This is a genomic window from Escherichia sp. MOD1-EC5433 (assembly GCF_002966005.1).
GTDB lineage: Bacteria > Pseudomonadota > Gammaproteobacteria > Enterobacterales > Enterobacteriaceae > Escherichia > Escherichia ruysiae.
On record NZ_PTRL01000002.1, the window covers coordinates 113,809 to 136,644 of the forward strand.

General features: G+C 52.1%; 19 protein-coding genes. 12 read left to right on the forward strand and 7 right to left on the reverse strand.

Translation table 11 applies throughout. The features are described 5' to 3' along the window. Nucleotides 1-53 precede the first annotated feature (53 nt). Both ybbO and tesA read right to left on the reverse strand, forming a co-directional pair. Nucleotides 54-863, reverse strand: coding sequence for an NADP(+)-dependent aldehyde reductase (gene ybbO / locus C3D30_RS04995; protein WP_000148956.1), 810 nt, complete (start codon nucleotides 861-863; stop codon nucleotides 54-56). Then, complete coding sequence (tesA, locus tag C3D30_RS05000) at nucleotides 853-1,476, reverse strand: multifunctional acyl-CoA thioesterase I/protease I/lysophospholipase L1 (protein ID WP_001295836.1); 624 nt, start codon at nucleotides 1,474-1,476, stop codon at nucleotides 853-855. The genes ybbO and tesA overlap by 11 nt, the downstream gene beginning before the upstream one ends. Between tesA and ybbA the strand changes: the two genes are divergently transcribed. Together ybbA and ybbP are read left to right on the forward strand one after the other, a co-directional pair. After that, nucleotides 1,447-2,133, forward strand: a complete 687-nt coding sequence (ybbA, locus tag C3D30_RS05005) for a putative ABC transporter ATP-binding protein YbbA (protein WP_001110581.1) — start codon at nucleotides 1,447-1,449, stop codon at nucleotides 2,131-2,133. The genes tesA and ybbA overlap by 30 nt on opposite strands. Further along, nucleotides 2,130-4,544 carry a putative ABC transporter permease subunit YbbP gene (gene ybbP, locus C3D30_RS05010; protein WP_105286550.1) on the forward strand — a complete coding sequence of 805 codons (2,415 nt, stop codon included), beginning with the start codon at nucleotides 2,130-2,132 and terminating at the stop codon, nucleotides 4,542-4,544. The genes ybbA and ybbP overlap by 4 nt, the downstream gene beginning before the upstream one ends. Before the next feature lie 143 nt (nucleotides 4,545-4,687). On the opposite strand, the gene mnmH is transcribed toward ybbP, so the two are convergent. Next, nucleotides 4,688-5,782, reverse strand: a complete 1,095-nt coding sequence (gene mnmH / locus C3D30_RS05015; protein ID WP_105286551.1) for a tRNA 2-selenouridine(34) synthase MnmH — start codon at nucleotides 5,780-5,782, stop codon at nucleotides 4,688-4,690. 68 nt (nucleotides 5,783-5,850) lie between these two features. Beyond that, nucleotides 5,851-6,777, reverse strand: a complete 927-nt coding sequence (gene allS, locus C3D30_RS05020) for an HTH-type transcriptional activator AllS (protein ID WP_016159158.1) — start codon at nucleotides 6,775-6,777, stop codon at nucleotides 5,851-5,853. Between the two features lie 229 nt (nucleotides 6,778-7,006). Between allS and allA the strand changes: the two genes are divergently transcribed. The 9 genes from allA (at nucleotide 7,007) to glxK (ending at nucleotide 17,620) form a co-directional block, all read left to right on the forward strand. Next, nucleotides 7,007-7,489 (forward strand): ureidoglycolate lyase, encoded by a 483-nt coding sequence (gene allA, locus C3D30_RS05025; protein ID WP_000776382.1) that lies wholly within the window; start codon nucleotides 7,007-7,009, stop codon nucleotides 7,487-7,489. A gap of 77 nt (nucleotides 7,490-7,566) precedes the next feature. Then, nucleotides 7,567-8,382: an HTH-type transcriptional repressor AllR gene (allR, locus tag C3D30_RS05030; RefSeq protein WP_000141275.1), complete on the forward strand. Its 816-nt coding sequence runs from the start codon at nucleotides 7,567-7,569 to the stop codon at nucleotides 8,380-8,382. Nucleotides 8,383-8,471: 89 nt separating this feature from the next. Then, nucleotides 8,472-10,253, forward strand: a complete 1,782-nt coding sequence (gene gcl / locus C3D30_RS05035; protein ID WP_001096879.1) for a glyoxylate carboligase — start codon at nucleotides 8,472-8,474, stop codon at nucleotides 10,251-10,253. 12 nt (nucleotides 10,254-10,265) lie between these two features. Then, the gene (gene hyi / locus C3D30_RS05040) at nucleotides 10,266-11,042 is read left to right on the forward strand and encodes a hydroxypyruvate isomerase (protein WP_105286552.1); all 777 of its coding nucleotides are present in this window, start codon (nucleotides 10,266-10,268) and stop codon (nucleotides 11,040-11,042) included. Between the two features lie 99 nt (nucleotides 11,043-11,141). Continuing rightward, nucleotides 11,142-12,020, forward strand: coding sequence for a 2-hydroxy-3-oxopropionate reductase (gene glxR, locus C3D30_RS05045; protein WP_105284690.1), 879 nt, complete (start codon nucleotides 11,142-11,144; stop codon nucleotides 12,018-12,020). A 199-nt stretch (nucleotides 12,021-12,219) separates the two neighbouring features. Next, entirely contained in the window at nucleotides 12,220-13,674 is a 1,455-nt protein-coding gene (locus C3D30_RS05050; RefSeq protein WP_021550374.1) for an allantoin transporter, read from the forward strand. A 58-nt stretch (nucleotides 13,675-13,732) separates the two neighbouring features. After that, on the forward strand, nucleotides 13,733-15,094 hold the full coding sequence (allB, locus tag C3D30_RS05055; RefSeq protein WP_000006875.1) for an allantoinase AllB: 1,362 nt from the start codon (nucleotides 13,733-13,735) through the stop codon (nucleotides 15,092-15,094). A 56-nt stretch (nucleotides 15,095-15,150) separates the two neighbouring features. Beyond that, on the forward strand, nucleotides 15,151-16,452 hold the full coding sequence (locus tag C3D30_RS05060; protein ID WP_021550375.1) for a uracil/xanthine transporter: 1,302 nt from the start codon (nucleotides 15,151-15,153) through the stop codon (nucleotides 16,450-16,452). A gap of 22 nt (nucleotides 16,453-16,474) precedes the next feature. Continuing rightward, on the forward strand, nucleotides 16,475-17,620 hold the full coding sequence (gene glxK, locus C3D30_RS05065) for a glycerate 3-kinase (RefSeq protein ID WP_105286553.1): 1,146 nt from the start codon (nucleotides 16,475-16,477) through the stop codon (nucleotides 17,618-17,620). Between the two features lie 128 nt (nucleotides 17,621-17,748). On the opposite strand, the gene allE is transcribed toward glxK, so the two are convergent. The 3 genes from allE to allD are packed head-to-tail and all read right to left on the reverse strand — an operon-like array spanning nucleotide 17,749 to nucleotide 20,851. Continuing rightward, the gene (gene allE / locus C3D30_RS05070; RefSeq protein WP_000540971.1) at nucleotides 17,749-18,534 is read right to left on the reverse strand and encodes a (S)-ureidoglycine aminohydrolase; all 786 of its coding nucleotides are present in this window, start codon (nucleotides 18,532-18,534) and stop codon (nucleotides 17,749-17,751) included. Nucleotides 18,535-18,544: 10 nt separating this feature from the next. Continuing rightward, the gene (allC, locus tag C3D30_RS05075) at nucleotides 18,545-19,780 is read right to left on the reverse strand and encodes an allantoate deiminase (RefSeq protein ID WP_105286554.1); all 1,236 of its coding nucleotides are present in this window, start codon (nucleotides 19,778-19,780) and stop codon (nucleotides 18,545-18,547) included. A gap of 21 nt (nucleotides 19,781-19,801) precedes the next feature. After that, the gene (allD, locus tag C3D30_RS05080; protein WP_000703911.1) at nucleotides 19,802-20,851 is read right to left on the reverse strand and encodes an ureidoglycolate dehydrogenase; all 1,050 of its coding nucleotides are present in this window, start codon (nucleotides 20,849-20,851) and stop codon (nucleotides 19,802-19,804) included. A 316-nt stretch (nucleotides 20,852-21,167) separates the two neighbouring features. On the opposite strand from allD, the gene C3D30_RS05085 reads away from it, so the two are divergent. Continuing rightward, nucleotides 21,168-22,835: an acyl-CoA synthetase FdrA gene (locus C3D30_RS05085; RefSeq protein WP_105286555.1), complete on the forward strand. Its 1,668-nt coding sequence runs from the start codon at nucleotides 21,168-21,170 to the stop codon at nucleotides 22,833-22,835. Nucleotide 22,836: the final 1 nt, after the last annotated feature.

The window sequence follows — 22,836 nt, forward strand, 5'->3', positions numbered from 1 at the left end:
CTCTCTGTTGTCGATATTTTCTTTGACATGGGGGCTTAAGCGCGCGCTTCAACTCACCCCTGCAATATTTTGTCCATCACGCGCCCCGGCAGCAGGCGCTTAAGCACCATTACTGCCCAGGTCACCAGCGTTACCGGATAGCGCATCTTCGGCTTCTCGCTAATAAAAGCATGGCGCACTTTGGCGACCACCGCTTCAGGCTCCAACGTAAAGCGGGCAGCAATGCCGGGGTTTTCGACCGGTTTATCACTTTGCGTCTGGTTGACGTTGTCGGTAAAGCGAGTACGAATAGGCCCCGGCTCAATGAGGCTGACTTTAATTCCGCTGTGGCGCAGCTCCATGCGCAGTGCGTCTGACCACGCCTCCAGCGCATATTTACTGGCCGCGTAAGCGCCACGACCCGGCGTGGAGATTAATCCCATCACCGATGAGGTCATCACAATACGTCCTTCACCGTGCGGTAACATCGCGGGTAACAGGCGCATGGTGAGCTGGTGTGCGCCGAAAAAGTTGGCGGAAAACTGCTGTTCCATCTGCGCACGGCTGATGGTGGAAAGGGGGCCATACATGCCGAATCCGGCATTGTTAAAGATCCCATACAGACAATTATCGGTCAGGGCGATCACTTCGTCGGCTGCGCGATCAACACTTTCTGGCGAATCCAGATCGATCAACACGCCGGTGAATCCCATGCTGTTCATACGCTCAACATCATCCGGTTTCCGGCAACCAGCCAGCACATGAAAACCCTGGCGTTTTAATTCGAGCGCGCTTTCCAGACCAATTCCACTGGAACATCCGGTAATTAAGACCGATTTTTGCATAACTTTACCTGTCAGGATCTCCGTTGCTTTATGAGTCATGATTTACTAAAGGCTGCAACTGCTTCGCCATCCAGTCGGCAATAAACGGCTGGGCGTCGCGGTTGGGATGAATACCGTCATCCTGCATCCATTGTGGCTTGAGGTAGACCTCTTCCATAAAAAAAGGCAGCAGCGGAACATCAAACTCTTTCGCGAGTTTGGGGTAAATGGCGCTAAAGGCTTCATTATAACGGCGACCATAGTTTGCAGGCAGACGTATTTGCATTAACAATGGTTCAGCGTTGGCGGCTTTGACATCCTGCAAAATCTGGCGCAGCGTTTGCTCGGTTTGCTGTGGCTGAAAACCACGCAATCCATCATTGCCGCCCAGTTCAACCAGCACCCAGCGCGGCTGATGCTGCTTCAGCAGAGCCGGAAGGCGCGCCAGCCCTTGTTGCGAGGTGTCGCCGCTGATGCTGGCATTGACTACCGACGTTTTACTCTGCCACTTATCATTCAACAAGGCAGGCCAGGCCGCGCTGGCAGACATTCGATACCCGGCGCTCAGGCTATCACCCAGAATCAATAACGTGTCCGCTGCGGCGGCACGGAAGGTTAACAGAACCAGGAACAGGAAGGGCAAATGCCAGCGGAAAACATTGTTGAAGTTCATCATCTTAAGAAGTCCGTCGGTCAGGGGGAGCATGAACTCTCCATCCTCACCGGAGTTGAGCTGGTTGTCAAACGTGGCGAGACCATCGCACTGGTGGGCGAGTCGGGATCGGGTAAGTCAACCTTGCTGGCGATCCTCGCCGGGCTGGATGACGGCAGCAGTGGCGAAGTGAGTCTGGTGGGACAACCGCTACATAATATGGACGAAGAAGCGCGGGCAAAGTTGCGCGCGAAGCACGTAGGCTTTGTTTTTCAGTCATTTATGTTAATCCCTACTCTTAATGCGCTGGAAAACGTCGAGCTTCCGGCGCTGCTGCGCGGTGAGAGTAGCGTGGAAAGTCGTAACGGAGCGAAAGCGTTGCTCGAACAGTTAGGGCTGGGTAAACGTCTTGATCATCTTCCGGCACAGCTTTCCGGCGGTGAACAGCAACGAGTGGCGCTGGCACGAGCCTTTAACGGTCGACCTGATGTGCTGTTTGCCGACGAACCCACCGGCAACCTTGACCGCCAGACGGGCGATAAAATTGCCGACCTGCTGTTTTCCCTCAACCGTGAACATGGCACCACGTTGATTATGGTGACCCACGACCTGCAACTGGCGGCACGCTGCGACCGCTGCTTACGGCTGGTGAACGGGCAGTTGCAGGAGGAAGCATGATTGCACGTTGGTTCTGGCGCGAATGGCGCTCGCCGTCGCTATTAATTGTCTGGCTGGCGCTAAGCCTGGCGGTGGCCTGCGTGCTGGCGCTGGGCAATATTAGCGATCGCATGGAGAAAGGTTTAAGCCAGCAAAGCCGTGAGTTTATGGCGGGCGATCGGGCGTTGCGCAGTTCGCGCGAAGTGCCGCAAGCGTGGCTGGAGGAAGCGCAAAAGCGCGGCCTGAAAGTCGGCAAGCAGCTGACTTTCGCCACCATGACATTTGCAGGCGATACACCGCAGCTGGCGAACGTCAAAGCGGTGGATGATATCTACCCGATGTATGGCGATCTGCAAACTAATCCCCCTGGCCTGAAACCGCAGGCGGGCAGCGTATTGCTGGCCCCACGCCTGATGGCACTGCTTAACCTGAAAACGGGCGACACCATTGACGTGGGCGATGCCACCTTGCGGATTGCCGGAGAAGTGATTCAGGAACCGGATTCCGGTTTTAACCCCTTCCAGATGGCTCCGCGTCTGATGATGAATCTGGCGGATGTCGATAAAACCGGAGCCGTGCAGCCGGGAAGTCGGGTCACCTGGCGCTATAAATTCGGCGGCAACGAGAACCAGCTCGATGGCTATGAGAAATGGCTGTTACCCCAGCTTAAACCTGAACAACGCTGGTACGGGCTGGAACAGGACGAAGGCGCTCTGGGGCGTTCGATGGAACGCTCGCAACAGTTCCTGCTGCTTTCGGCGCTGCTGACCTTGCTGCTGGCGGTGGCGGCGGTCGCGGTGGCGATGAATCATTACTGTCGCAGTCGCTACGACCTGGTGGCGATCCTCAAAACGCTGGGGGCAGGGCGAGCGCAACTGCGTAAGCTGATTGTCGGCCAGTGGTTAATGGTGCTGGTGCTTTCAGCCGTTACCGGTGGTGCGATAGGCCTGTTGTTCGAAAACGTGTTGATGGTACTGCTCAAGCCCGTTCTGCCTGCCGCACTACCACCTGCCAGCTTCTGGCCGTGGCTGTGGGCGCTCGGCACCATGACGGTCATCTCGCTACTGGTGGGGCTGCGACCGTACCACCTGTTGCTGGCAACGCAGCCTTTACGCGTATTACGTAATGATGTGGTAGCGAACGTCTGGCCGCTGAAGTTTTATCTGCCGATTGTCAGTGTGGTGGTTGTGCTGCTGCTCGCCGGATTAATGGGTGGCAGTATGCTGCTCTGGGCGGTGCTGGCGGGCGCGGTAGTGCTGGCTTTGCTGTGCGGTGTGCTGGGCTGGATGCTGCTGAATGTACTTCGCCGCATGACGCTGAAATCGCTACCTCTGCGCCTGGCGGTTAGCCGCCTGTTACGTCAGCCGTGGTCAACGTTAAGCCAGCTCTCGGCATTTTCGCTCTCCTTTATGCTGCTGGCACTACTGCTGGTGCTGCGTGGCGATCTGCTCGACCGCTGGCAACAGCAGTTACCGCCAGAAAGCCCGAACTACTTTTTAATCAACATCGCCACAGAACAGGTTATGCCGCTAAAAGCGTTCCTCGCGGAACATCAAATAGTCCCGGAATCGTTTTATCCGGTGGTGCGGGCGCGGCTGACGGCGATTAACGGCAAGCCGACAGAAGGCAATGAAGATGAGGCGCTCAACCGCGAACTCAACCTCACCTGGCAAAATACGCGGCCCGATCATAACCCGATTGTCGCCGGTAACTGGCCGCCAAAAGCCGATGAAGTGTCGATGGAAGAGGGGCTGGCGAAACGCTTAAACGTTGCCCTCGGCGATACCGTGACTTTTATGGGCGATACCCAGGAGTTCCGCGCCAAAGTAACCAGCCTGCGCAAAGTGGGCTGGGAAAGCCTGCGGCCTAATTTCTATTTTATTTTCTCGGAAGGGGCGCTGGACGGGCAGCCGCAAAGCTGGCTCACCAGTTTCCGCTGGGAGAACGGCAACGGCATGTTGACGCAACTCAACCGCCAGTTCCCGACCATTAGCCTGTTAGACATTGGCGCGATTTTAAAACAGGTCGGCCAGGTGCTGGAGCAGGTAAGTCGGGCGCTGGAAGTGATGGTAGTGCTGGTCACCGCCTGCGGTATGTTGCTGTTGCTGGCACAGGTGCAGGTGGGAATGCGTCAGCGCCATCAGGAGCTGGTGGTGTGGCGCACACTCGGTGCGGGCAAAAAACTGCTGCGCACGACATTGTGGTGTGAGTTCGCCATGCTCGGGTTTGTTTCTGGACTAGTGGCTGCAATCGGCGCGGAAACGGCGCTGGCAGTACTGCAATCGAAAGTGTTTGATTTCCCGTGGGAGCCAGACTGGCGATTGTGGATTGTGCTGCCGTGCAGCGGTGCGTTGCTGCTGTCGCTTTTCGGCGGCTGGCTGGGGGCGCGACTGGTTAAGGGTAAGGCGCTGTTCAGGCAGTTTGCGGGGTGATGACAGGCGTTAGATTGCCTGATGCGCTACGCCTTATCTGGTCTGCGAAGATCGTGCAATATATTGATTTTGCAAGATTGTGTAGGTCAGATTAGGCGTTCACGCCGCATCCGGCGTGAACAGCGCGTACAGAATACCCCTCATCACTGCGCCTTAACCCACTCCATCACTTCCGCCCACTCACCGCGAAAGACAACTTTTTCTGCTTTTTTCTCAAGCTGATAGCGATACATCGGGTCGTAATACTCTTCAAGTAACGGCACCAGCCAGGCCAGATGACCGTCGGTGCTGCCGGTTGCGAGTTGCGTTGCCAGCGCCGCATCCAGTCGGGCAGCCAGTTCGTTATATCGTTGTAGCCCCAGCCGACGCTTAATCCCCGAAAGTCCGTGATGCAGGTACTCGCAATACTCTTGCCAGCCCTGTTCGTCGCCGTACACGTGGGTAAAATCATGATGCATACGCAAGAAATATTCTTCGTTCAGACGTTCAAGACGGATCTCAAACGGGTCTTCCACCACGGCAATCGCCGCCTGGGTCATTCGCTCGCGCAGACATTCCGGCAGGTGATTAGAACCAATCATCCGGCTTTCATCTTCCAGTACCCACAGGCGTAGATCCTGACGGGCGTCGGTTTTTAGCATTTCGGCAGCTAGCAGGTTTTCAAAACTCGCCTGGCTAAGTTGCGGTTGCAACGTACGACCAAAAGCAGAGCCGCGATGACGCGCCAGCCCTTCCAGATCGATACCGTTCGGCTGTTGCTGCACTAACAGCGTTTTACCACTGCCGGTACAACCGCCAATCAGTACTATCGGTTTTTGTGACAGTTCAATGGTCGCCTGAATCGCGGCCTGGCGCAGTGCCTTATAACCGCCTTCCACCAGCGGATAATCAATTCCCGCTTCATGCAGCCAGCGTTGCACAATATGTGAACGTTGACCGCCACGGGCGCAGCAGAGAATACCTTGCGGATTTTGCAGGCACGCTGCCCGCCAGGCGTCCATGCGCTGCTGACGAATTTCACCCGCCACCAGTTTATGCCCCAGCGCCAGCGCCGCGTCTGACCCTTGCTGTTTATAGCAGGTGCCAACGGCGGCGCGTTCATCGTTATTCATTAACGGCAGGTTGATAGCGGCGGGCATTGCGCCTTGCTCAAACTCGATGGGGGCGCGAACATCAATAATGGGCGTATCAGCAATCAGCAGGGCACGATAGTCCTGTTCCGTGTATCTCTCTTGCATAGTTAAAAGTGAACCTCAAATCAGCTTGCGCGCTATTTTACGCGCCAACGCGCGAGGAAACTTGATTTTTAACTGTGTGAGTTGCCGAAAATTTCTAAAAATCCGCTGATTTCTGGTCTGCGCTGGGTAAACAAGGTCACAATATCTTCTACCGCTTTGCCGCTACCAAATTTGCGCCATGCCAGACTCAATGGCGAAGGAGGGCGCATCGTTGGAATGACCCGGCTGACCAGTTGTTGATTATCGATCATTGACTGGCAAAGTGATTTTGGCAAAAAACCGATACCAACGCCCGCCAGATGGGCAGCGATTTTCGTCTCCATGTCCGGAACGAGAATCTCTTTTTGCCCCGGCAATCGCCAGGCGACTCGCTTGGTTAAGGTGCGGGCGCTGTCTTCAATATTGACCGCCGGAAAGCGCCGCAACTGCGCTTCTGTTAGCGGCTCTTCAACGTTCGCTAGCGGATGATCCGCCGCCATGACAAAGCGCCATTGCACCGATCCTAAGGGATCAAGACTAAAGGTATTTGCCAGCGCCTCAGTTCCCGTGACGCCGATAGCCAGCGAAAAACCTTCGTACAATAGCGAGTCCCAGACGCCCATATAGATTTGTCGGGAGATGTGAAACTGGGTAAACGGGTAACGTTCATTCAGCCACGCCAGCAACTGGGCGACGGCCTGGGAGTTGTAGAGCAGGTTGTTGATGACAATATTCACCTGGCGTTCCACGCCATCATTCACCTGTTGCAGCTCGCTGGGCATACTTTCCAGCCAGCTCAGCCAGTCTCTGGCCTGACAAAGCAGATGCTCGCCAGCCGCTGTCAATGTCACGCTGCGAGTGGTGCGGAAAAACAGTGCCACCCCGGTATTTTCTTCCAGAAGTTTAATGCGATAACTGATGGTCGCCGTGGTTTTACATAATCGTTCTGCCGCTTTTGAAAAACTTCCTGTTTCAGCAACCGCAATGAAAGTACGCAAGGTTTCTGGATCGAACATCTTCAGGTATCCCCTTTTTAAATCAGCGAGTTGCGTGATTTTCTGTCCTTTGATTTACCTGTATTTTTACATGATAACCCTGCGTGATTTGTGGGCTAAATCTAGTTTTGGAAAAATATTCCAACTTTTGTGTTGATGTTGTTCTCTTAAGGTTTTAGATTGCCTGTTATTGAAACCAAGCTGACCGGTCGGCGCTGGTTGAACGGAATTATGTTACAAGGACAAAAAGATGAAACTTCAGGTATTACCGTTAAGTCAGGAAGCCTTCAGTGCTTATGGCGACGTAATCGAAACGCAGCAACGGGATTTTTTCCATATTAACAATGGACTGGTGGAGCGTTATCACGATTTGGCGCTGGTTGAGATTCTTGAGCAAGACCGTACGCTTATCAGCATTAACCGCGCGCAACCGGCGAATCTGCCGCTGACCATTCATGAACTTGAGCGTCATCCGCTGGGCACTCAGGCGTTTATCCCGATGAAAGGCGAAGCGTTTGTGGTGGTCGTGGCGTTAGGCGATGAAACTCCAGATCTGTCAACGCTGCGGGCGTTTATCACCAACGGTGAGCAGGGCGTGAATTACCATCGTAATGTCTGGCATCACCCGCTTTTCGCCTGGCAGCGAGTCACTGATTTTCTGACCATCGATCGCGGCGGCAGCGACAACTGTGATGTTGAAAGTATTCCTGAACAGGAACTCTGTTTTGCGTGACGCCTGAAACCGACTTGCATAAGATAAACGAATTGTTCATTGTTTATGCTCACTTGTAGGTCGGAGTTAACGTAGGTATGACGGAAGTTAGACGGCGCGGCAGGCCAGGACAGGCGGAGCCTGTGGCACAGAAGGGCGCACAGGCGTTAGAGCGGGGAATTGCGATTCTGCAATATCTGGAAAAAAGTGGGGGAAGTTCGTCGGTTAGCGATATTTCTCTCAATCTGGATTTGCCGCTCTCCACGACCTTTCGCCTGCTGAAGGTTTTACAGGCTGCAGATTTTGTCTACCAGGACAGTCAGTTAGGCTGGTGGCATATAGGATTAGGTGTCTTTAACGTCGGAGCGGCGTACATCCATAACCGCGATGTCCTCTCCGTCGCCGGGCCGTTTATGCGCCGCCTGATGTTGCTTTCCGGCGAGACGGTCAATGTCGCGATTCGTAACGGCAATGAAGCGGTATTAATTGGTCAGTTAGAGTGTAAATCGATGGTCAGGATGTGTGCGCCGCTGGGCAGTCGTCTGCCGTTACATGCTTCCGGCGCAGGCAAGGCGCTGCTTTATCCGCTGGCGGAAGAGGAGCTGATGAGCATCATCCTGCAAACCGGTTTGCAGCAGTTTACGCCAACTACGCTTGTGGATATGCCCACCTTGCTGAAGGATCTGGAACAAGCGCGTGAACTGGGCTATACCGTAGATAAAGAAGAGCATGTTGTTGGCCTGAATTGCATAGCTTCAGCAATTTATGATGATGTGGGTAGTGTTGTTGCTGCTATCTCCATCTCCGGGCCTTCATCAAGACTGACAGAAGATCGTTTTGTCAGTCAGGGTGAGCTGGTAAGAGACACCGCCCGCGATATCAGCACGGCGTTGGGACTGAAAGCACATCCATAGTGTCTGTCGCATCCCGCTCTGCGGAGCGGGTTTTTTTGACAAAATTTGAAAGTTGGAAAATTTTTCCAATTAATAGAGGTAGGAATAAAATGGCAAAAATGAGAGCCGTTGACGCGGCAATGTATGTGCTGGAGAAAGAAGGTATCACCACCGCCTTCGGCGTTCCGGGAGCAGCAATCAATCCTTTCTACTCAGCGATGCGTAAGCACGGCGGTATTCGTCACATTCTGGCGCGTCACGTGGAAGGTGCGTCGCACATGGCGGAAGGCTACACCCGCGCAACGGCAGGGAATATCGGCGTATGTCTGGGAACCTCGGGACCAGCAGGCACTGACATGATCACTGCGCTCTATTCCGCTTCTGCTGATTCCATTCCTATTTTGTGCATTACCGGTCAGGCTCCGCGCGCCCGTCTGCATAAAGAAGATTTCCAGGCCGTTGATATTGAAGCAATCGCCAAGCCGGTCAGTAAAATGGCGGTTACAGTACGTGAAGCGGCGCTGGTGCCTCGTGTGCTGCAACAGGCATTTCACCTGATGCGTTCTGGTCGTCCGGGGCCGGTACTGGTGGATTTACCGTTCGACGTACAGGTTGCGGAAATCGAGTTTGATCCTGACATGTACGAACCGCTGCCGGTCTACAAACCTGCTGCCAGCCGTATGCAGATCGAAAAAGCTGTAGAAATGTTAATCCAGGCCGAGCGTCCAGTGATCGTTGCCGGGGGCGGGGTTATCAACGCCGATGCTGCCGCGCTGTTACAACAGTTTGCCGAACTGACCAGCGTTCCGGTGATCCCAACGCTGATGGGCTGGGGCTGTATCCCGGACGATCATGAACTGATGGCCGGGATGGTGGGTCTGCAAACCGCACATCGTTACGGTAACGCAACGCTACTGGCGTCCGACATGGTGTTTGGTATCGGTAACCGTTTTGCGAACCGTCATACCGGTTCGGTAGAGAAATACACCGAAGGGCGCAAAATCGTTCATATCGATATTGAGCCGACGCAAATTGGCCGCGTACTGTGCCCGGATCTGGGTATTGTCTCCGACGCCAAAGCGGCACTGACGCTGCTGGTTGAAGTGGCGCAGGAGATGCAAAAAGCCGGTCGTCTGCCGTGCCGTAAAGAGTGGGTCGCCGACTGCCAGCAACGCAAACGTACTTTGCTGCGTAAAACTCACTTCGACAACGTGCCGGTGAAACCGCAGCGCGTGTATGAAGAGATGAACAAAGCCTTTGGTCGCGATGTTTGCTATGTCACCACAATCGGCCTGTCACAAATTGCTGCGGCGCAAATGCTGCATGTCTTTAAAGACCGTCACTGGATCAACTGTGGTCAGGCAGGCCCGCTGGGCTGGACCATTCCGGCGGCGCTGGGTGTGTGTGCTGCTGATCCAGAGCGTAATGTGGTGGCGATTTCCGGTGACTTCGACTTCCAGTTCCTGATTGAAGAATTAGCCGTTGGCGCCCAGTTCAACATTCCGTACATCCATGTGCTGGTCAATAACGCTTATCTCGGCCTGATTCGTCAGTCGCAGCGCGCATTTGATATGGATTACTGCGTACAGCTCGCGTTTGAAAATATTAACTCCAGTGATGTGAACGGTTACGGCGTTGACCACGTGAAAGTGGCGGAAGGTTTAGGCTGTAAAGCGATTCGCGTTTTCAAACCGGAAGATATTGCTCCGGCCTTTGAACAAGCGAAAGTCTTAATGAATCAGTACCGTGTCCCGGTGGTGGTAGAAATTATGCTGGAGCGAGTAACCAATATTTCTATGGGTAGCGAACTGGATAACGTCATGGAATTTGAAGATATCGCCGATAACGCAGCGGACGCGCCGACTGAAACCTGCTTCATGCACTATGAATAAGGGAGATAAATAATGTTACGTTTCTCTGCTAATTTATCGATGTTATTTGGCGAATATGATTTTCTCGCCCGTTTTGAGAAAGCCGCGCAGTGTGGTTTTCGCGGCGTTGAATTTATGTTTCCTTATGACTACGACATTGAAGAATTAAAACAGGTGCTGGCGAGTAATAAACTCGAGCATACGCTGCATAATTTACCTGCGGGTGACTGGGCGGCGGGCGAGCGGGGTATTGCCTGTATTCCTGGCCGTGAAGAAGAGTTTCGTGATGGCGTAGCAGCGGCGATTCGTTATGCTCGTGCGCTGGGTAATAAAAAAATTAACTGTCTCGTCGGTAAAACTCCGGCGGGTTTCAGCAGTGAACAGATTCACGCAACGCTTGTGGAAAACCTGCGTTATGCCGCGAATATGTTGATGAAAGAAGATATTTTATTACTGATTGAGCCTATCAACCATTTTGATATTCCTGGTTTCCATCTCACCGGAACTCAACAGGCGCTGAAACTGATTGATGATGTAGGCTGCTGCAATTTGAAAATTCAGTATGACATTTATCACATGCAGCGGATGGAAGGTGAATTAACCAACACCATGACCCAATGGGCCGATAAAATTGGACATATGCAAATTGCCGATAATCCACATCGTGGCGAACCGGGAACCGGAGAAATTAATTACGATTATCTCTTTAAGGTAATTGAAAATTCTGACTACAACGGTTGGGTTGGCTGTGAATATAAACCCCAAACCACCACGGAAGCCGGTTTAGGCTGGATGAAACCGTACCGTTAAAACGTAACGCTGTTCAGACAATGCTTTTTTAGGCCGCTACGTCGGCAGGGGATCGTGTTGTCTGCATTCAGGAATACCGATATTTAAAAGAGGTTAATTATGAAACTGGGATTTATTGGCTTAGGCATTATGGGTACTCCGATGGCCATTAATCTGGCGCGCGCCGGTCATCAACTGCATGTCACAACCATCGGTCCGGTGGCTGACGAATTACTGTCTCTCGGTGCCGTCGGTGTTGAAACTTCGCGCAAGGTAACAGAAGCGTCAGACATCATTTTTATTATGGTGCCGGATACGCCGCACGTTGAAGAAGTGCTGTTTGGTGAAAATGGTTGTACTAAAGCCTCGCTGAAGGGCAAAACCATTGTTGATATGAGTTCCATTTCACCGATTGAAACTAAACGTTTCGCCCGTCAGGTGAATGAACTGGGCGGCGATTATCTCGACGCGCCAGTCTCCGGCGGCGAAATCGGCGCCCGTGAAGGGACATTGTCAATTATGGTTGGCGGTGACGAAGCGGTATTTGAACGTGTTAAACCGCTGTTTGAACTGCTCGGTAAAAATATCACCCTCGTGGGCGGTAACGGCGACGGTCAGACCTGTAAAGTAGCAAACCAGATTATCGTGGCGCTCAATATTGAAGCGGTTTCTGAAGCCCTGCTGTTTGCTTCAAAAGCCGGTGCCGATCCGGTGCGTGTGCGGCAGGCGCTGATGGGCGGCTTTGCTTCCTCGCGCATTCTGGAAGTTCACGGTGAGCGCATGATTAAACGTACCTTTAATCCGGGCTTCAAAATCGCTCTGCACCAGAAAGATCTCAACCTGGCGCTGCAAAGTGCGAAAGCACTGGCGCTGAATCTGCCAAACACCGCAACCTGCCAGGAGTTATTTAATACCTGTGCGGCAAACGGCGGCAGCCAGTTGGATCACTCTGCGTTAGTGCAGGCGCTGGAGTTAATGGCGAATCATAAACTCGCCTGATAAAAAGGCATCGTTGCCGATGAAGCCTCGATGCCTGCAATAAAAATGGCCGATATCAAATAATTGATTCGGCCAGCAGTAAAAAAAGAAAGCAGCCAACGACGTTGCTTCAGTATTAAAAAAACTATTTTTTATTTTATTAGTTCCTCATAGCTAGATTAAAACAGCGTTATTCGATACGTGAAATTAAGAGGGATTTATGGAACATCAGAGAAAACTATTCCAGCAACGCGGATATAGCGAAGATTTATTACCGAAAACGCAAAATCAACGTACCTGGAAAACATTTAACTACTTTACCTTATGGATGGGTTCGGTTCATAACGTTCCCAATTATGTAATGGTCGGCGGCTTTTTTATTCTCGGCTTGTCTACCTTTAGTATTATGCTGGCAATTATCCTTAGCGCCTTTTTTATAGCTGCTGTAATGGTATTAAACGGTGCTGCGGGCAGTAAATACGGCGTACCTTTTGCTATGATCCTGCGAGCTTCTTATGGCGTGCGTGGCGCACTGTTTCCCGGACTATTAAGAGGCGGGATTGCCGCCATTATGTGGTTTGGTTTGCAGTGTTATGCCGGATCGCTGGCGTTTTTGATTCTGATTGGCAAAATCTGGCCGGGATTTTTAACTCTCGGTGGTGATTTCACTCTGTTAGGGCTTTCGCTGCCCGGCTTGATTACCTTCTTGCTCTTCTGGCTGGTGAACGTCGGTATCGGCTTCGGTGGCGGCAAAGTATTAAATAAATTCACCGCTATTCTTAACCCGTGCATCTATATCGTTTTCGGCGGCATGGCGATTTGGGCGATTTCGCTGGTAGGGATTGGTCCAATCCTCGACTACATCCCGAGCGGTATTCAGAAAGCAGAAAATAGTGGCTTCCTGTTCCTGGTGGTGATTAACGCGGTGGTTGCGGTATGGGCGGCACCAGCAGTTAGCGCATCCGACTTTACGCAAAACGCCCACTCGTTTCGTGAGCAGGCGCTGGGGCAAACGCTGGGTTTAGTGGTTGCTTATATCCTGTTTGCGGTCGCTGGGGTGAGTATTATTGCCGGAGCCAGTATTCATTACGGCGCGGATACCTGGAACGTGCTGGATATTGTTCAGCGTTGGGACAGCCTGTTTGCCTCGTTCTTTGCGGTACTGGTTATTCTGATGACGACCATTTCCACGAACGCCACCGGTAATATTATTCCGGCCGGTTATCAGATTGCCGCTATTGCACCGACGAAACTGACCTATAAAAACGGCGTACTGATTGCCAGTATTATCAGCCTGCTGATCTGTCCGTGGAAATTAATGGAGAATCAGGACAGTATTTATCTGTTCCTCGATATTATCGGTGGGATGCTGGGTCCAGTAATTGGCGTGATGATGGCGCATTATTTCGTGGTCATGCGCGGGCAAATTAATCTCGATGAGCTGTACACCGCAGCAGGTGATTTTAAATATTACGATAACGGTTTTAACCTCACGGCATTCTCAGTAACTCTGGTTGCGGTTATTTTATCTCTCGGCGGTAAATTTATTCCGGTCATGGAACCGTTATCGCGTGTTTCATGGTTTGTTGGCGTTATCGTCGCCTTTGCGGCCTACGCCTTATTAAAGAAACGCACAGCAGTAGAAAAAACAGGAGAGCAAAAAGTCACAGGTTAATTAATCCCGATATTGAACATTGAGTTAAAAAAAATCTGTATTTTACAAGGAGTTTGTTATGTCTTTTGATTTAATTATTAAAAACGGCACCGTCATTTTAGAAAACGAAGCTCGTGTTGTAGATATTGCCGTTAAAGGCGGAAAAATTGCCGCTATCGGTCAGGATCTGGGCGATGCAAAAGAAGTTATGGATGCGTCTGGTCTGGTCGTTTCTCCGGGTATGGTCGATGCGCACAGCCATATTTCTGAACCGGGTCGTAGCCACTGGGAAGGTTATGAAACCGGCACTCGCGCAGCGGCAAAAGGCGGTATCACCACCATGATCGAAATGCCGCTCAACCAGTTGCCAGCAACCGTTGACCGCGCATCGATTGAACTGAAGTTCGACGCCGCTAAAGGTAAGTTGACTGTCGATGCGGCACAACTGGGTGGCCTGGTGTCTTACAACATCGACCGTCTGCACGAGCTGGATGAAGTGGGCGTTGTCGGCTTCAAATGCTTCGTTGCGACCTGTGGCGATCGTGGTATCGACAACGACTTTCGTGACGTAAACGACTGGCAGTTCTTCAAAGGCGCGCAGAAGCTGGGCGAAATGGGGCAGCCGGTGCTGGTGCACTGCGAAAACGCCCTGATCTGTGATGAGCTGGGCGAAGAAGCGAAACGTGAAGGTCGCGTAACCGCACATGACTATGTGGCATCTCGTCCGGTATTTACCGAAGTGGAAGCGATTCGCCGCGTATTGTACCTGGCGAAAGTTGCCGGTTGTCGTCTGCACGTTTGCCACATCAGCAGCCCGGAAGGTGTTGAAGAAGTGACTCGTGCTCGTCAGGAAGGTCAGGATGTTACCTGTGAATCCTGTCCGCACTACTTTGTTCTGGATACCGATCAGTTCGAAGAAATTGGCACCCTGGCGAAGTGTTCACCGCCGATCCGCGATCTGGAAAACCAGAAAGGCATGTGGGAAAAACTGTTTAACGGTGAAATCGACTGCCTGGTTTCCGACCACTCTCCATGCCCGCCGGAAATGAAAGCTGGCAACATCATGAAAGCATGGGGCGGTATCGCCGGTCTGCAAAGCTGCATGGACGTTATGTTCGATGAAGCGGTACAGAAACGCGGTATGTCTCTGGCAATGTTTGGCAAATTAATGGCGACTAATGCAGCAGATATTTTCGGTCTGCAGCAAAAAGGTCGTATTGCCCCAGGAAAAGATGCCGACTTTGTCTTCATTCAGCCGAATAGCAGCTATGTTCTTACCAATGACGATTTGGAATATCGCCACAAAGTCAGTCCGTATGTTGGCCGTACCATTGGCGCGCGTATCACGAAAACCATCTTACGTGGTGATGTGATTTACGACATCGAACAGGGCTTCCCTGTTGCGCCGAAAGGTCAATTTATCCTTAAACATCAGCAGTAATCTGGCCCCAGCAATGCCCGCCTTCGCGGCGGGCATTCTCCGGTTAAGGTGTGTTTATGTTCAATTTTGCAGTCAGCCGCGAAAGCCTGTTATCAGGATTTCAGTGGTTTTTCTTTATTTTTTGCAACACGGTTGTGGTTCCTCCTACGCTGCTTTCGGCTTTTCAGTTGCCGCAAAGTAGTCTGCTTACGCTCACCCAATATGCTTTTCTTGCTACTGCGCTGGCCTGCTTCGCCCAGGCGTTCTGCGGTCATCGTCGCGCTATTATGGAAGGGCCGGGCGGCCTGTGGTGGGGAACCATCCTCACTATCACTCTTGGCGAAGCATCGCGCGGAACGCCTGTCAACGATATCGCCACCAGTCTGGCGGTGGGCATTGCGATTTCCGGCGTACTGACGATATTGATTGGACTTAGTGGATTAGGTCATCGCCTGGCGCGGTTATTTACTCCGACGGTGATGGTGCTGTTTATGCTGATGCTGGGCGCACAGCTGACCAGTATCTTTTTTAAGGGGATGCTTGGGCTGCCATTTGGCATTGCCGACCCGAATTTTAAAATTCAGCTTGCGCCATTCGCGCTCGCGGTGGCGGTGATGTGCCTGGTGCTGGCGATGATTATCTTCCTGCCGCAACGTTTTGCCCGTTATGGCCTGCTGGTCGGTACAATAACCGGCTGGTTGTTGTGGTACTTTTGCTTTCCATCCTCGCACTCGCTTTCCGGGGAATTGCACTGGCAGTGGTTTCCGCTCGGCAGTGGCGGTGCTTTGTCGCCGGGGATTATTCTGACGGCGGTGATTACCGGGCTTGTGAATATCAGCAATACCTACGGTGCGATTCGCGGTACGGATGTTTTTTATCCGCAACAGGGCGCTGGAAATACGCGTTATCGGCGCAGCTTTGTGGCGACCGGATTTATGACGCTGATAACCGTGCCGCTGGCGGTAATTCCATTTTCACCGTTTGTTTCATCCATTGGTTTATTAACCCAGACCGGCGATTACACGCGGCGTTCGTTTATTTATGGCAGCGTTATTTGCCTGCTGGTGGCGCTGGTTCCGGCACTCACGCGACTGTTTTGTAGTATCCCTTTACCGGTGAGTAGCGCGGTCATGCTGGTTTCTTATCTACCTTTACTCTTTTCCGCGCTGGTGTTTAGTCAGCAAATAACCTTTACCGCTCGCAATATTTATCGACTCGCATTGCCGTTATTTGTTGGCATATTTTTAATGGCATTACCGCCTGTGTATCTGCAGGACCTTCCATTAACGCTTCGTCCTCTGCTCAGTAACGGCTTACTGGTCGGAATTTTACTGGCTGTTCTTATGGATAATCTTATTCCGTGGGAACGCATCAAATAATTTGTTGAAAAAAGGATTGATAATGAAAATTGTCATTGCGCCAGACTCGTTTAAAGAGAGCTTAAGTGCAGAAAAATGTTGTCAGGCAATTAAAGCCGGGTTTTCGACCCTCTTTCCCGATGCGCAATATATCTGTTTGCCGATAGCGGATGGCGGCGAAGGTACGGTGGATGCGATGGTCGCCGCGACGGGCGGCAACATCGTGACGCTTGAAGTCTGTGGGCCGATGGGCGAAAAAGTGAATGCTTTTTATGGTCTTACCGGCGACGGGAAAACGGCGGTGATTGAGATGGCGGCGGCAAGTGGCCTGATGCTGGTCGCGCCCGAACAGCGTAATCCGTTGCTGGCGTCAAGTTATGGCACCGGCGAGCTGATTCGCCATGCGCTCGATAGCGGCATTCGCCATATTATTCTCGGCATTGGTGGCAGCGCGACGGTGGACGGCGGTATGGGCATGGCGCAGGCGCTCGGTGTGCGTTTCATTGATGCCGACGGTCAGGCGCTGGCGGCAAACGGTGGCAATTTAGCGCGAGTGGCAAGCATTGAGATGGAGGAATGCGATCCGCGTCTGGCGAGCTGCCATATTGAAGTGGCGTGCGATGTCGATAACCCGCTGGTAGGGGCACGCGGCGCGGCGGCGGTGTTTGGTCCGCAAAAAGGGGCAACGCCGGAAATGGTCGAAGAGCTGGAGCAGGGGCTGCAAAATTTCGCCCGTGTTTTGCAGCAGCAAACGGAAATCAATGTCTGTCAGATGGCGGGCGGCGGCGCAGCGGGCGGTATGGGTATTGCGGCGGCGGTGTTCCTCAATGCGGATATTAAACCGGGTATTGAGATTGTACTGCGGGCGGTCAACCTGGAGCAGGCGGTGCAGGGAGCGGCACTGGTGATCACCGGGGAAGGGCGCATTGATTCACAAACGGCAGGCGGTAAAGCGCCGCTGGGCGTGGCGTCGGTGGCGAAGCAGTTTAATGTACCGGTGATTGGGATTGCTGGCGTATTGGGTGATGGCGTGGAAGTGGTGCACCAGTACGGTATCGACGCGGTATTCAGCATTCTGCCGCGTCTGGCACCTTTAGCCGAAGTGCTCGCCAGTGGTGAAGCCAATCTCTTCAACTGCGCGCGTAATATTGCCTGCGCCATTAAAATAGGTCAGGGAATTAAACTCTGATTCTTACCTTTAAAGCGGATGCGATTTATTTCGCATCTTTTTTTACCTGAATTTATCGCAAAAAAAGCCACGGTATAAACCGTGGCAAAATCCAACATAGCTAAAAATAATCAGGCGAGCGGTATGACTTAAATCTCTACGTCGCGGTTGCAATCTTTCGAGTAAATATAGCTGAACGCTTCACCACGCCCTACGCCATAACCAGCCTGTAAAGAATAAGCGCCCATAAAGATGTAATCGCCTTTTTTCACCGGGATCCAGTTATTGTCGAGGTTATAAACCCCCTGACCGGAAAGAATATAGGCACCGTGTTCCTGAACATGTGTTTCGATATAACCATGGCTGGCACCTGGCGCAAAAGAGAGGATATGCATGTTCATATCAAAACCTAACTCTTTGGGCAGAAAATCCAGCAGAATAACATCGTCCATGCCTTCATAATGAATGCGTTCCAGTTCGCTGGCATTGCCAGAAACCAGCCACGGCGCATGACCTTCTACCGGAACATAGCGGCGCTTATATAAAAAGATTTGGCTGTCTTCGGCCTGGGCATTAACAAACGTCATTAAGGAGCCTGGTGGGCAATAAAGATAACCCCCTTCGCTTAAGGCAAATGTTTTTCCTTCGGCTTCGGCAGTGATATTTCCAGAAATGACATACAGGAACGTTTCAATTCCTTCACCGCCGAATCCCTGCTGATTACCGCCATTTTGATGCAGCGTCACCAGATAATCGACAAACGTAGCGCCCAGCTTTGGCGTGGACAGGATTGTCGCGTCACAATTCTCAAATCCCGGAATAATATTTTTTACCAGGCCGTCTGGCGTTAACAGCGCGAAATTACCGTGTTTCACAATCGCGCGGTTAGCCAGTAAATCATCGCGGTAACCGGTGACGTTATTTAAATATCCCATTTATAACTCCTTATTTCTGCCAGGCAAGTTGATAAAGCATGAGTGCCAACGTTTTGACCCCTTCGGCAAGGTCGTTAATATTGGTGCGTTCCGCCGGGTTATGGCTGATTCCGTTAATGCTGGGGATAAAAATCATGCAGGTTGGTACGCGAAGCGCGAAAATTTGCGCGTCGTGCCCGGCACCACTGTGCATCACCCGATAGTTCAGTTTTTCTGTTTCACACAGTTCCGTCAGGGTGGCGACCAGCTCTTTGTTCATCGGCACCGGTTCTTCGTCCATCCATAAATCGATATCAATACCAATGTCCATTTCATCGCAAATCGCCCGCATGTCGTTTTCTAACTGTTGGGTGAAATCGCGCAGCACGGCAGCGTCAGTATGGCGACAATCAATGGTGAACGTGGTTTTACCCGGCACTACGTTAACCGTATTTGGGCGCGGCTCCACTTTGCCAAAGGTCAGCACCAGTGGGTCGCCCATCTTTTTCGCTTTTTCAACCGATTGATGGCAAATGCGACTGAAAGCGTAAACCGTATCACGACGATAGCCCATCGGCGTGGTGCCTGCATGGTTTGATTCGCCGTTCAGCGTCACCGTATAGCGGCGCTGCCCGACAATAGCATTAACCACGCCAATTGACTGACCATTACTTTCCAGTACACAGCCCTGTTCGATATGCAGTTCGACAAAGGCATTAATATCCTGACGCGGAGTTAGTGGGGCGTTTGGCAGAGTAAATCCGCAAGCTTTCATCGCATCGACAAAACCATTTCCTTTGGCATCACAGATATTCCGCACGTCGTCGGGATTCGCCAGACCAAAAATATTTTTACTGCCCCAGAAGACATACGGGAAGCGGCTGCCTTCTTCTTCCGCCATCGCCACCACCTCGACAGTACGTAGCGGCGCGCCGTATTGCGTTATCAGCCAGTCAATTGCCAGCCACGCCGCCAGCGCGCCAAATTGCCCGTCGAGGTTACCGCCGTTAACTACGGTATCGATATGCGAACCGCTCAGAACCACTTCCTGTGGATATTCGCTGCCGCTCAGGCGACCGTATAAATTCCCCACTTCATCGAAACGTGTTTCCAGCCCACTTGCTGCCATTCTTTTTTTAAATTGCTGCTGGGTTTCCAGCCATTCCGGCGAATAAAGTAAACGGGTCATACCGCCGGTTGGGTCAGCGCCAAAAGAGGAAAGCCAGGGCAGCGTTTCTTCTATAGCTTGACGAAAATGTGTAATCATAGGAAAGTCCTGTCTCAATAATTATTGCGCAAAGGGATTTTTCGTTTCGTATGACGTGTTATAAAGCGCGTCGGAAATTAAATACTGGTAAATATCATCAACAATTTCGATGCCTTCGACGGCGGCTTTGCGTTGTTTAATATCCTGATCCTGTCCGGGATAATAAACCTGGTTAAAACCGGGCGCGGGGGTAATGGCATTTAATTCGCGCATGGTCTGGCTAAGATGTTGACGGAATAATTCGCTGGAGGAGAAAAAGTTCGGATTAATAACTATATGTAATTGCCCCAAATTACGCCCGGCGTGTAAATCGTCATACATCGAACTAACCTGTCGCCCGAACGGTAAGCCGAGTAACACGCCTGAGAGGACGTCAATCATCATCATCAGGCCATACCCTTTCGGCCCGGCTGCGGGGAGCAGAGCATGTACCGCGAACGGATCGGTTGTTGGTGCACCGTTTTTATCGACCGCCCAGGTATCCGGGATAGACATATTGCGCGAGCGGGCGTCGAGTACTTTCCCCCACGCCTGTACGGTAGTCGCCATATCAAAGGTAAGGATCTCGTCACCTTCTCCCGGCGCAGCAAAGGCCAGCGGGTTAGTGCCGTAGTAAATTTCCGCGCCGCCAAACGGCACCACCATTGGATCGGACTGGCACATTGAAATGCCAATCAATCCGGCACGGGCTGCCTGCTGCACAAAGTAAGAGATAGCGCCGCTGTGGCCCATCCGGCTGATGCCGACCACCGCAACACCATTTTGTTGTGCTGTTTTAATGGCATGTTCCATACCCATTTTCGCGGCGACCTGCCCGGCGGCATTGTCGGCATGTAAAATTGCCGAACACGGCCCCGTTTCTTCCAGACGGAACTCCGGTTCGCGGTTGGTGCCGCCTTTTGAAATGCGTTCTGCGTAGTATTCCACGCGTACCGCGCCATGAGAGTGGATCCCTCTGGCATCGGCATAAACCAATACTTCAGCCACGGTTGCAGCGTGCTCACGTTTTAATCCAGCCTGGCAGAGTTTATTCTCGATTAGCTGGTGGAGTGTTTCCCGACTGATTTTCATCTGTCTTCCTTTTTAACGACGGTGTGAAGCATGACTGCAATTAACATACAGGGAAAATATCTGGATTATGTGATCCAGACAGGCAAAAAAATATAGTTAGAATTTATTTGATAATCTTCCTTCTTTTAACCTGATTTTTAAAACAACCACGCTTATTAAAAAATAATGAGTAATAGTCTGGTAGTTATTTGAATTCTTTTTCTAATAATCTCCGTGTGATATTCATCACCTTATTTGTCACCGTCCATCGATACCGTAATCGCCACATTAACACTGCTCGTGCAATTGCCATGGGTGCAATTTTTAAGGAGTTGTTATGATCCACGCCTTTATTAAAAAAGGGTGTTTTCAGGATTCGGTCAGTTTAATGATTATTTCACGAAAACTCAGCGAATCAGAAAATGTTGATGATGTTTCCGTAATGATGGGTACGCCCGCCAATAAAGCGTTATTAGATACCACAGGTTTCTGGCATGACGATTTTAATAACGCCACGCCGAACGATATTTGCGTGGCAATTCGTAGCGAAGCGGCGGATGCGGGGATCGCGCAGGCGATTATGCAGCAGCTTGAAGAGGCGCTAAAACAGCTGGCACAGGGAACAGGCAGCAGCCAGGCGTTGACGCAGGTGCGTCGCTGGGACAGTGCCTGTCAGAAATTACCCGATGCCAATCTGGCGCTGATTTCAGTGGCTGGCGAGTACGCGGCAGAGCTGGCGAATCAGGCGCTGGATCGCAACCTCAACGTGATGATGTTCTCCGATAACGTCACGCTGGAAGATGAAATCCAACTCAAAACCCGCGCACGCGATAAAGGCTTGCTGGTGATGGGGCCGGACTGCGGTACGTCGATGATTGCCGCCACGCCGCTGGCTTTTGCTAACGTGATGCCGGAAGGCAACATTGGCGTCATTGGCGCTTCCGGTACCGGGATTCAGGAGCTGTGCTCACAGATTGCGCTGGCAGGTGAGGGAATTACTCACGCGATTGGTCTTGGCGGGCGCGACCTCAGCCGTGAAGTGGGCGGCATCAGTGCGCTAACGGCGCTGGAAATGTTAAGCGCCGATGCGAAAAGCGAGGTGCTGGCATTTGTTTCAAAACCACCTGCCGAAGCTGTGCGTCTGAAAATTGTTAATGCCATGAAAGCAACTGGCAAACCGACGGTGGCGCTGTTTTTAGGTTATACCCCGGCGGTGGCTCGCGACGAGCATGTCTGGTTTGCCTCCTCGCTGGATGAAGCCGCACGCCTGGCTTGCCTGCTTTCACGCGTCACGGCGCGACGTAACGCAATAGCGCCTGTCAGCAGCGGATTTATTTGCGGTTTGTATACCGGCGGTACGCTGGCCGCCGAAGCGGCGGGATTACTTGCCGGGCACCTTGGCGTGGCAGCCGACGATACCCATCATCACGGCATAATGCTGGACGCTGATGGTCACCAGATCATTGACCTGGGCGATGATTTCTACACCGTCGGGCGTCCCCATCCGATGATCGACCCGACCTTACGCAACCAATTAATTGCTGAGCTTGGCGCTAAACCACACGTGCGCGTGTTGCTGCTTGATGTAGTGATTGGCTTCGGCGCCACCGCCGATCCTGCTGCCTCGCTGGTAAGCGCCTGGCAGAAAGCCTGTGCTGCGCGTTCAGACAACCAACCGCTGTACGCCATTGCCACGGTAACAGGCACTGAACGTGACCCGCAATGCCGCTCGCAACAAATTGCCACGCTGGAAGATGCGGGGATTGCGGTAGTGAGTTCGCTGCCGGAAGCCACCTTGCTGGCGGCGGCAATGATTCATCCGCTTTCGCCTGCCACACAGCAACACACACCGTCATTACTGGAAAACGTCGCCGTGATTAATGCCGGATTACGCAGTTTTGCGCTGGAACTACAAGGCGCCAGCAAACCGGTCGTGCATTACCAATGGGCGCCAGTCGCTGGCGGCAATAAAAAACTGGCTCGTTTATTAGAACGTTTGCAATAAG

What these genes read in the sequence shown, in the direction of transcription:
- ybbO (WP_000148956.1), bottom strand. Translation starts at nt 863, where the DNA reads ATGACTCATAAAGCAACGGAGATCCTGACAGGTAAAGTTATGCAAAAA.
- ybbA (WP_001110581.1), top strand. Translation starts at nt 1,447, where the DNA reads ATGCCAGCGGAAAACATTGTTGAAGTTCATCATCTTAAGAAGTCCGTC.
- tesA (WP_001295836.1), bottom strand. Translation starts at nt 1,476, where the DNA reads ATGAACTTCAACAATGTTTTCCGCTGGCATTTGCCCTTCCTGTTCCTG.
- ybbP (WP_105286550.1), top strand. Translation starts at nt 2,130, where the DNA reads ATGATTGCACGTTGGTTCTGGCGCGAATGGCGCTCGCCGTCGCTATTA.
- mnmH (WP_105286551.1), bottom strand. Translation starts at nt 5,782, where the DNA reads ATGCAAGAGAGATACACGGAACAGGACTATCGTGCCCTGCTGATTGCT.
- allS (WP_016159158.1), bottom strand. Translation starts at nt 6,777, where the DNA reads ATGTTCGATCCAGAAACCTTGCGTACTTTCATTGCGGTTGCTGAAACA.
- allA (WP_000776382.1), top strand. Translation starts at nt 7,007, where the DNA reads ATGAAACTTCAGGTATTACCGTTAAGTCAGGAAGCCTTCAGTGCTTAT.
- allR (WP_000141275.1), top strand. Translation starts at nt 7,567, where the DNA reads ATGACGGAAGTTAGACGGCGCGGCAGGCCAGGACAGGCGGAGCCTGTG.
- gcl (WP_001096879.1), top strand. Translation starts at nt 8,472, where the DNA reads ATGGCAAAAATGAGAGCCGTTGACGCGGCAATGTATGTGCTGGAGAAA.
- hyi (WP_105286552.1), top strand. Translation starts at nt 10,266, where the DNA reads ATGTTACGTTTCTCTGCTAATTTATCGATGTTATTTGGCGAATATGAT.
- glxR (WP_105284690.1), top strand. Translation starts at nt 11,142, where the DNA reads ATGAAACTGGGATTTATTGGCTTAGGCATTATGGGTACTCCGATGGCC.
- C3D30_RS05050 (WP_021550374.1), top strand. Translation starts at nt 12,220, where the DNA reads ATGGAACATCAGAGAAAACTATTCCAGCAACGCGGATATAGCGAAGAT.
- allB (WP_000006875.1), top strand. Translation starts at nt 13,733, where the DNA reads ATGTCTTTTGATTTAATTATTAAAAACGGCACCGTCATTTTAGAAAAC.
- C3D30_RS05060 (WP_021550375.1), top strand. Translation starts at nt 15,151, where the DNA reads ATGTTCAATTTTGCAGTCAGCCGCGAAAGCCTGTTATCAGGATTTCAG.
- glxK (WP_105286553.1), top strand. Translation starts at nt 16,475, where the DNA reads ATGAAAATTGTCATTGCGCCAGACTCGTTTAAAGAGAGCTTAAGTGCA.
- allE (WP_000540971.1), bottom strand. Translation starts at nt 18,534, where the DNA reads ATGGGATATTTAAATAACGTCACCGGTTACCGCGATGATTTACTGGCT.
- allC (WP_105286554.1), bottom strand. Translation starts at nt 19,780, where the DNA reads ATGATTACACATTTTCGTCAAGCTATAGAAGAAACGCTGCCCTGGCTT.
- allD (WP_000703911.1), bottom strand. Translation starts at nt 20,851, where the DNA reads ATGAAAATCAGTCGGGAAACACTCCACCAGCTAATCGAGAATAAACTC.
- C3D30_RS05085 (WP_105286555.1), top strand. Translation starts at nt 21,168, where the DNA reads ATGATCCACGCCTTTATTAAAAAAGGGTGTTTTCAGGATTCGGTCAGT.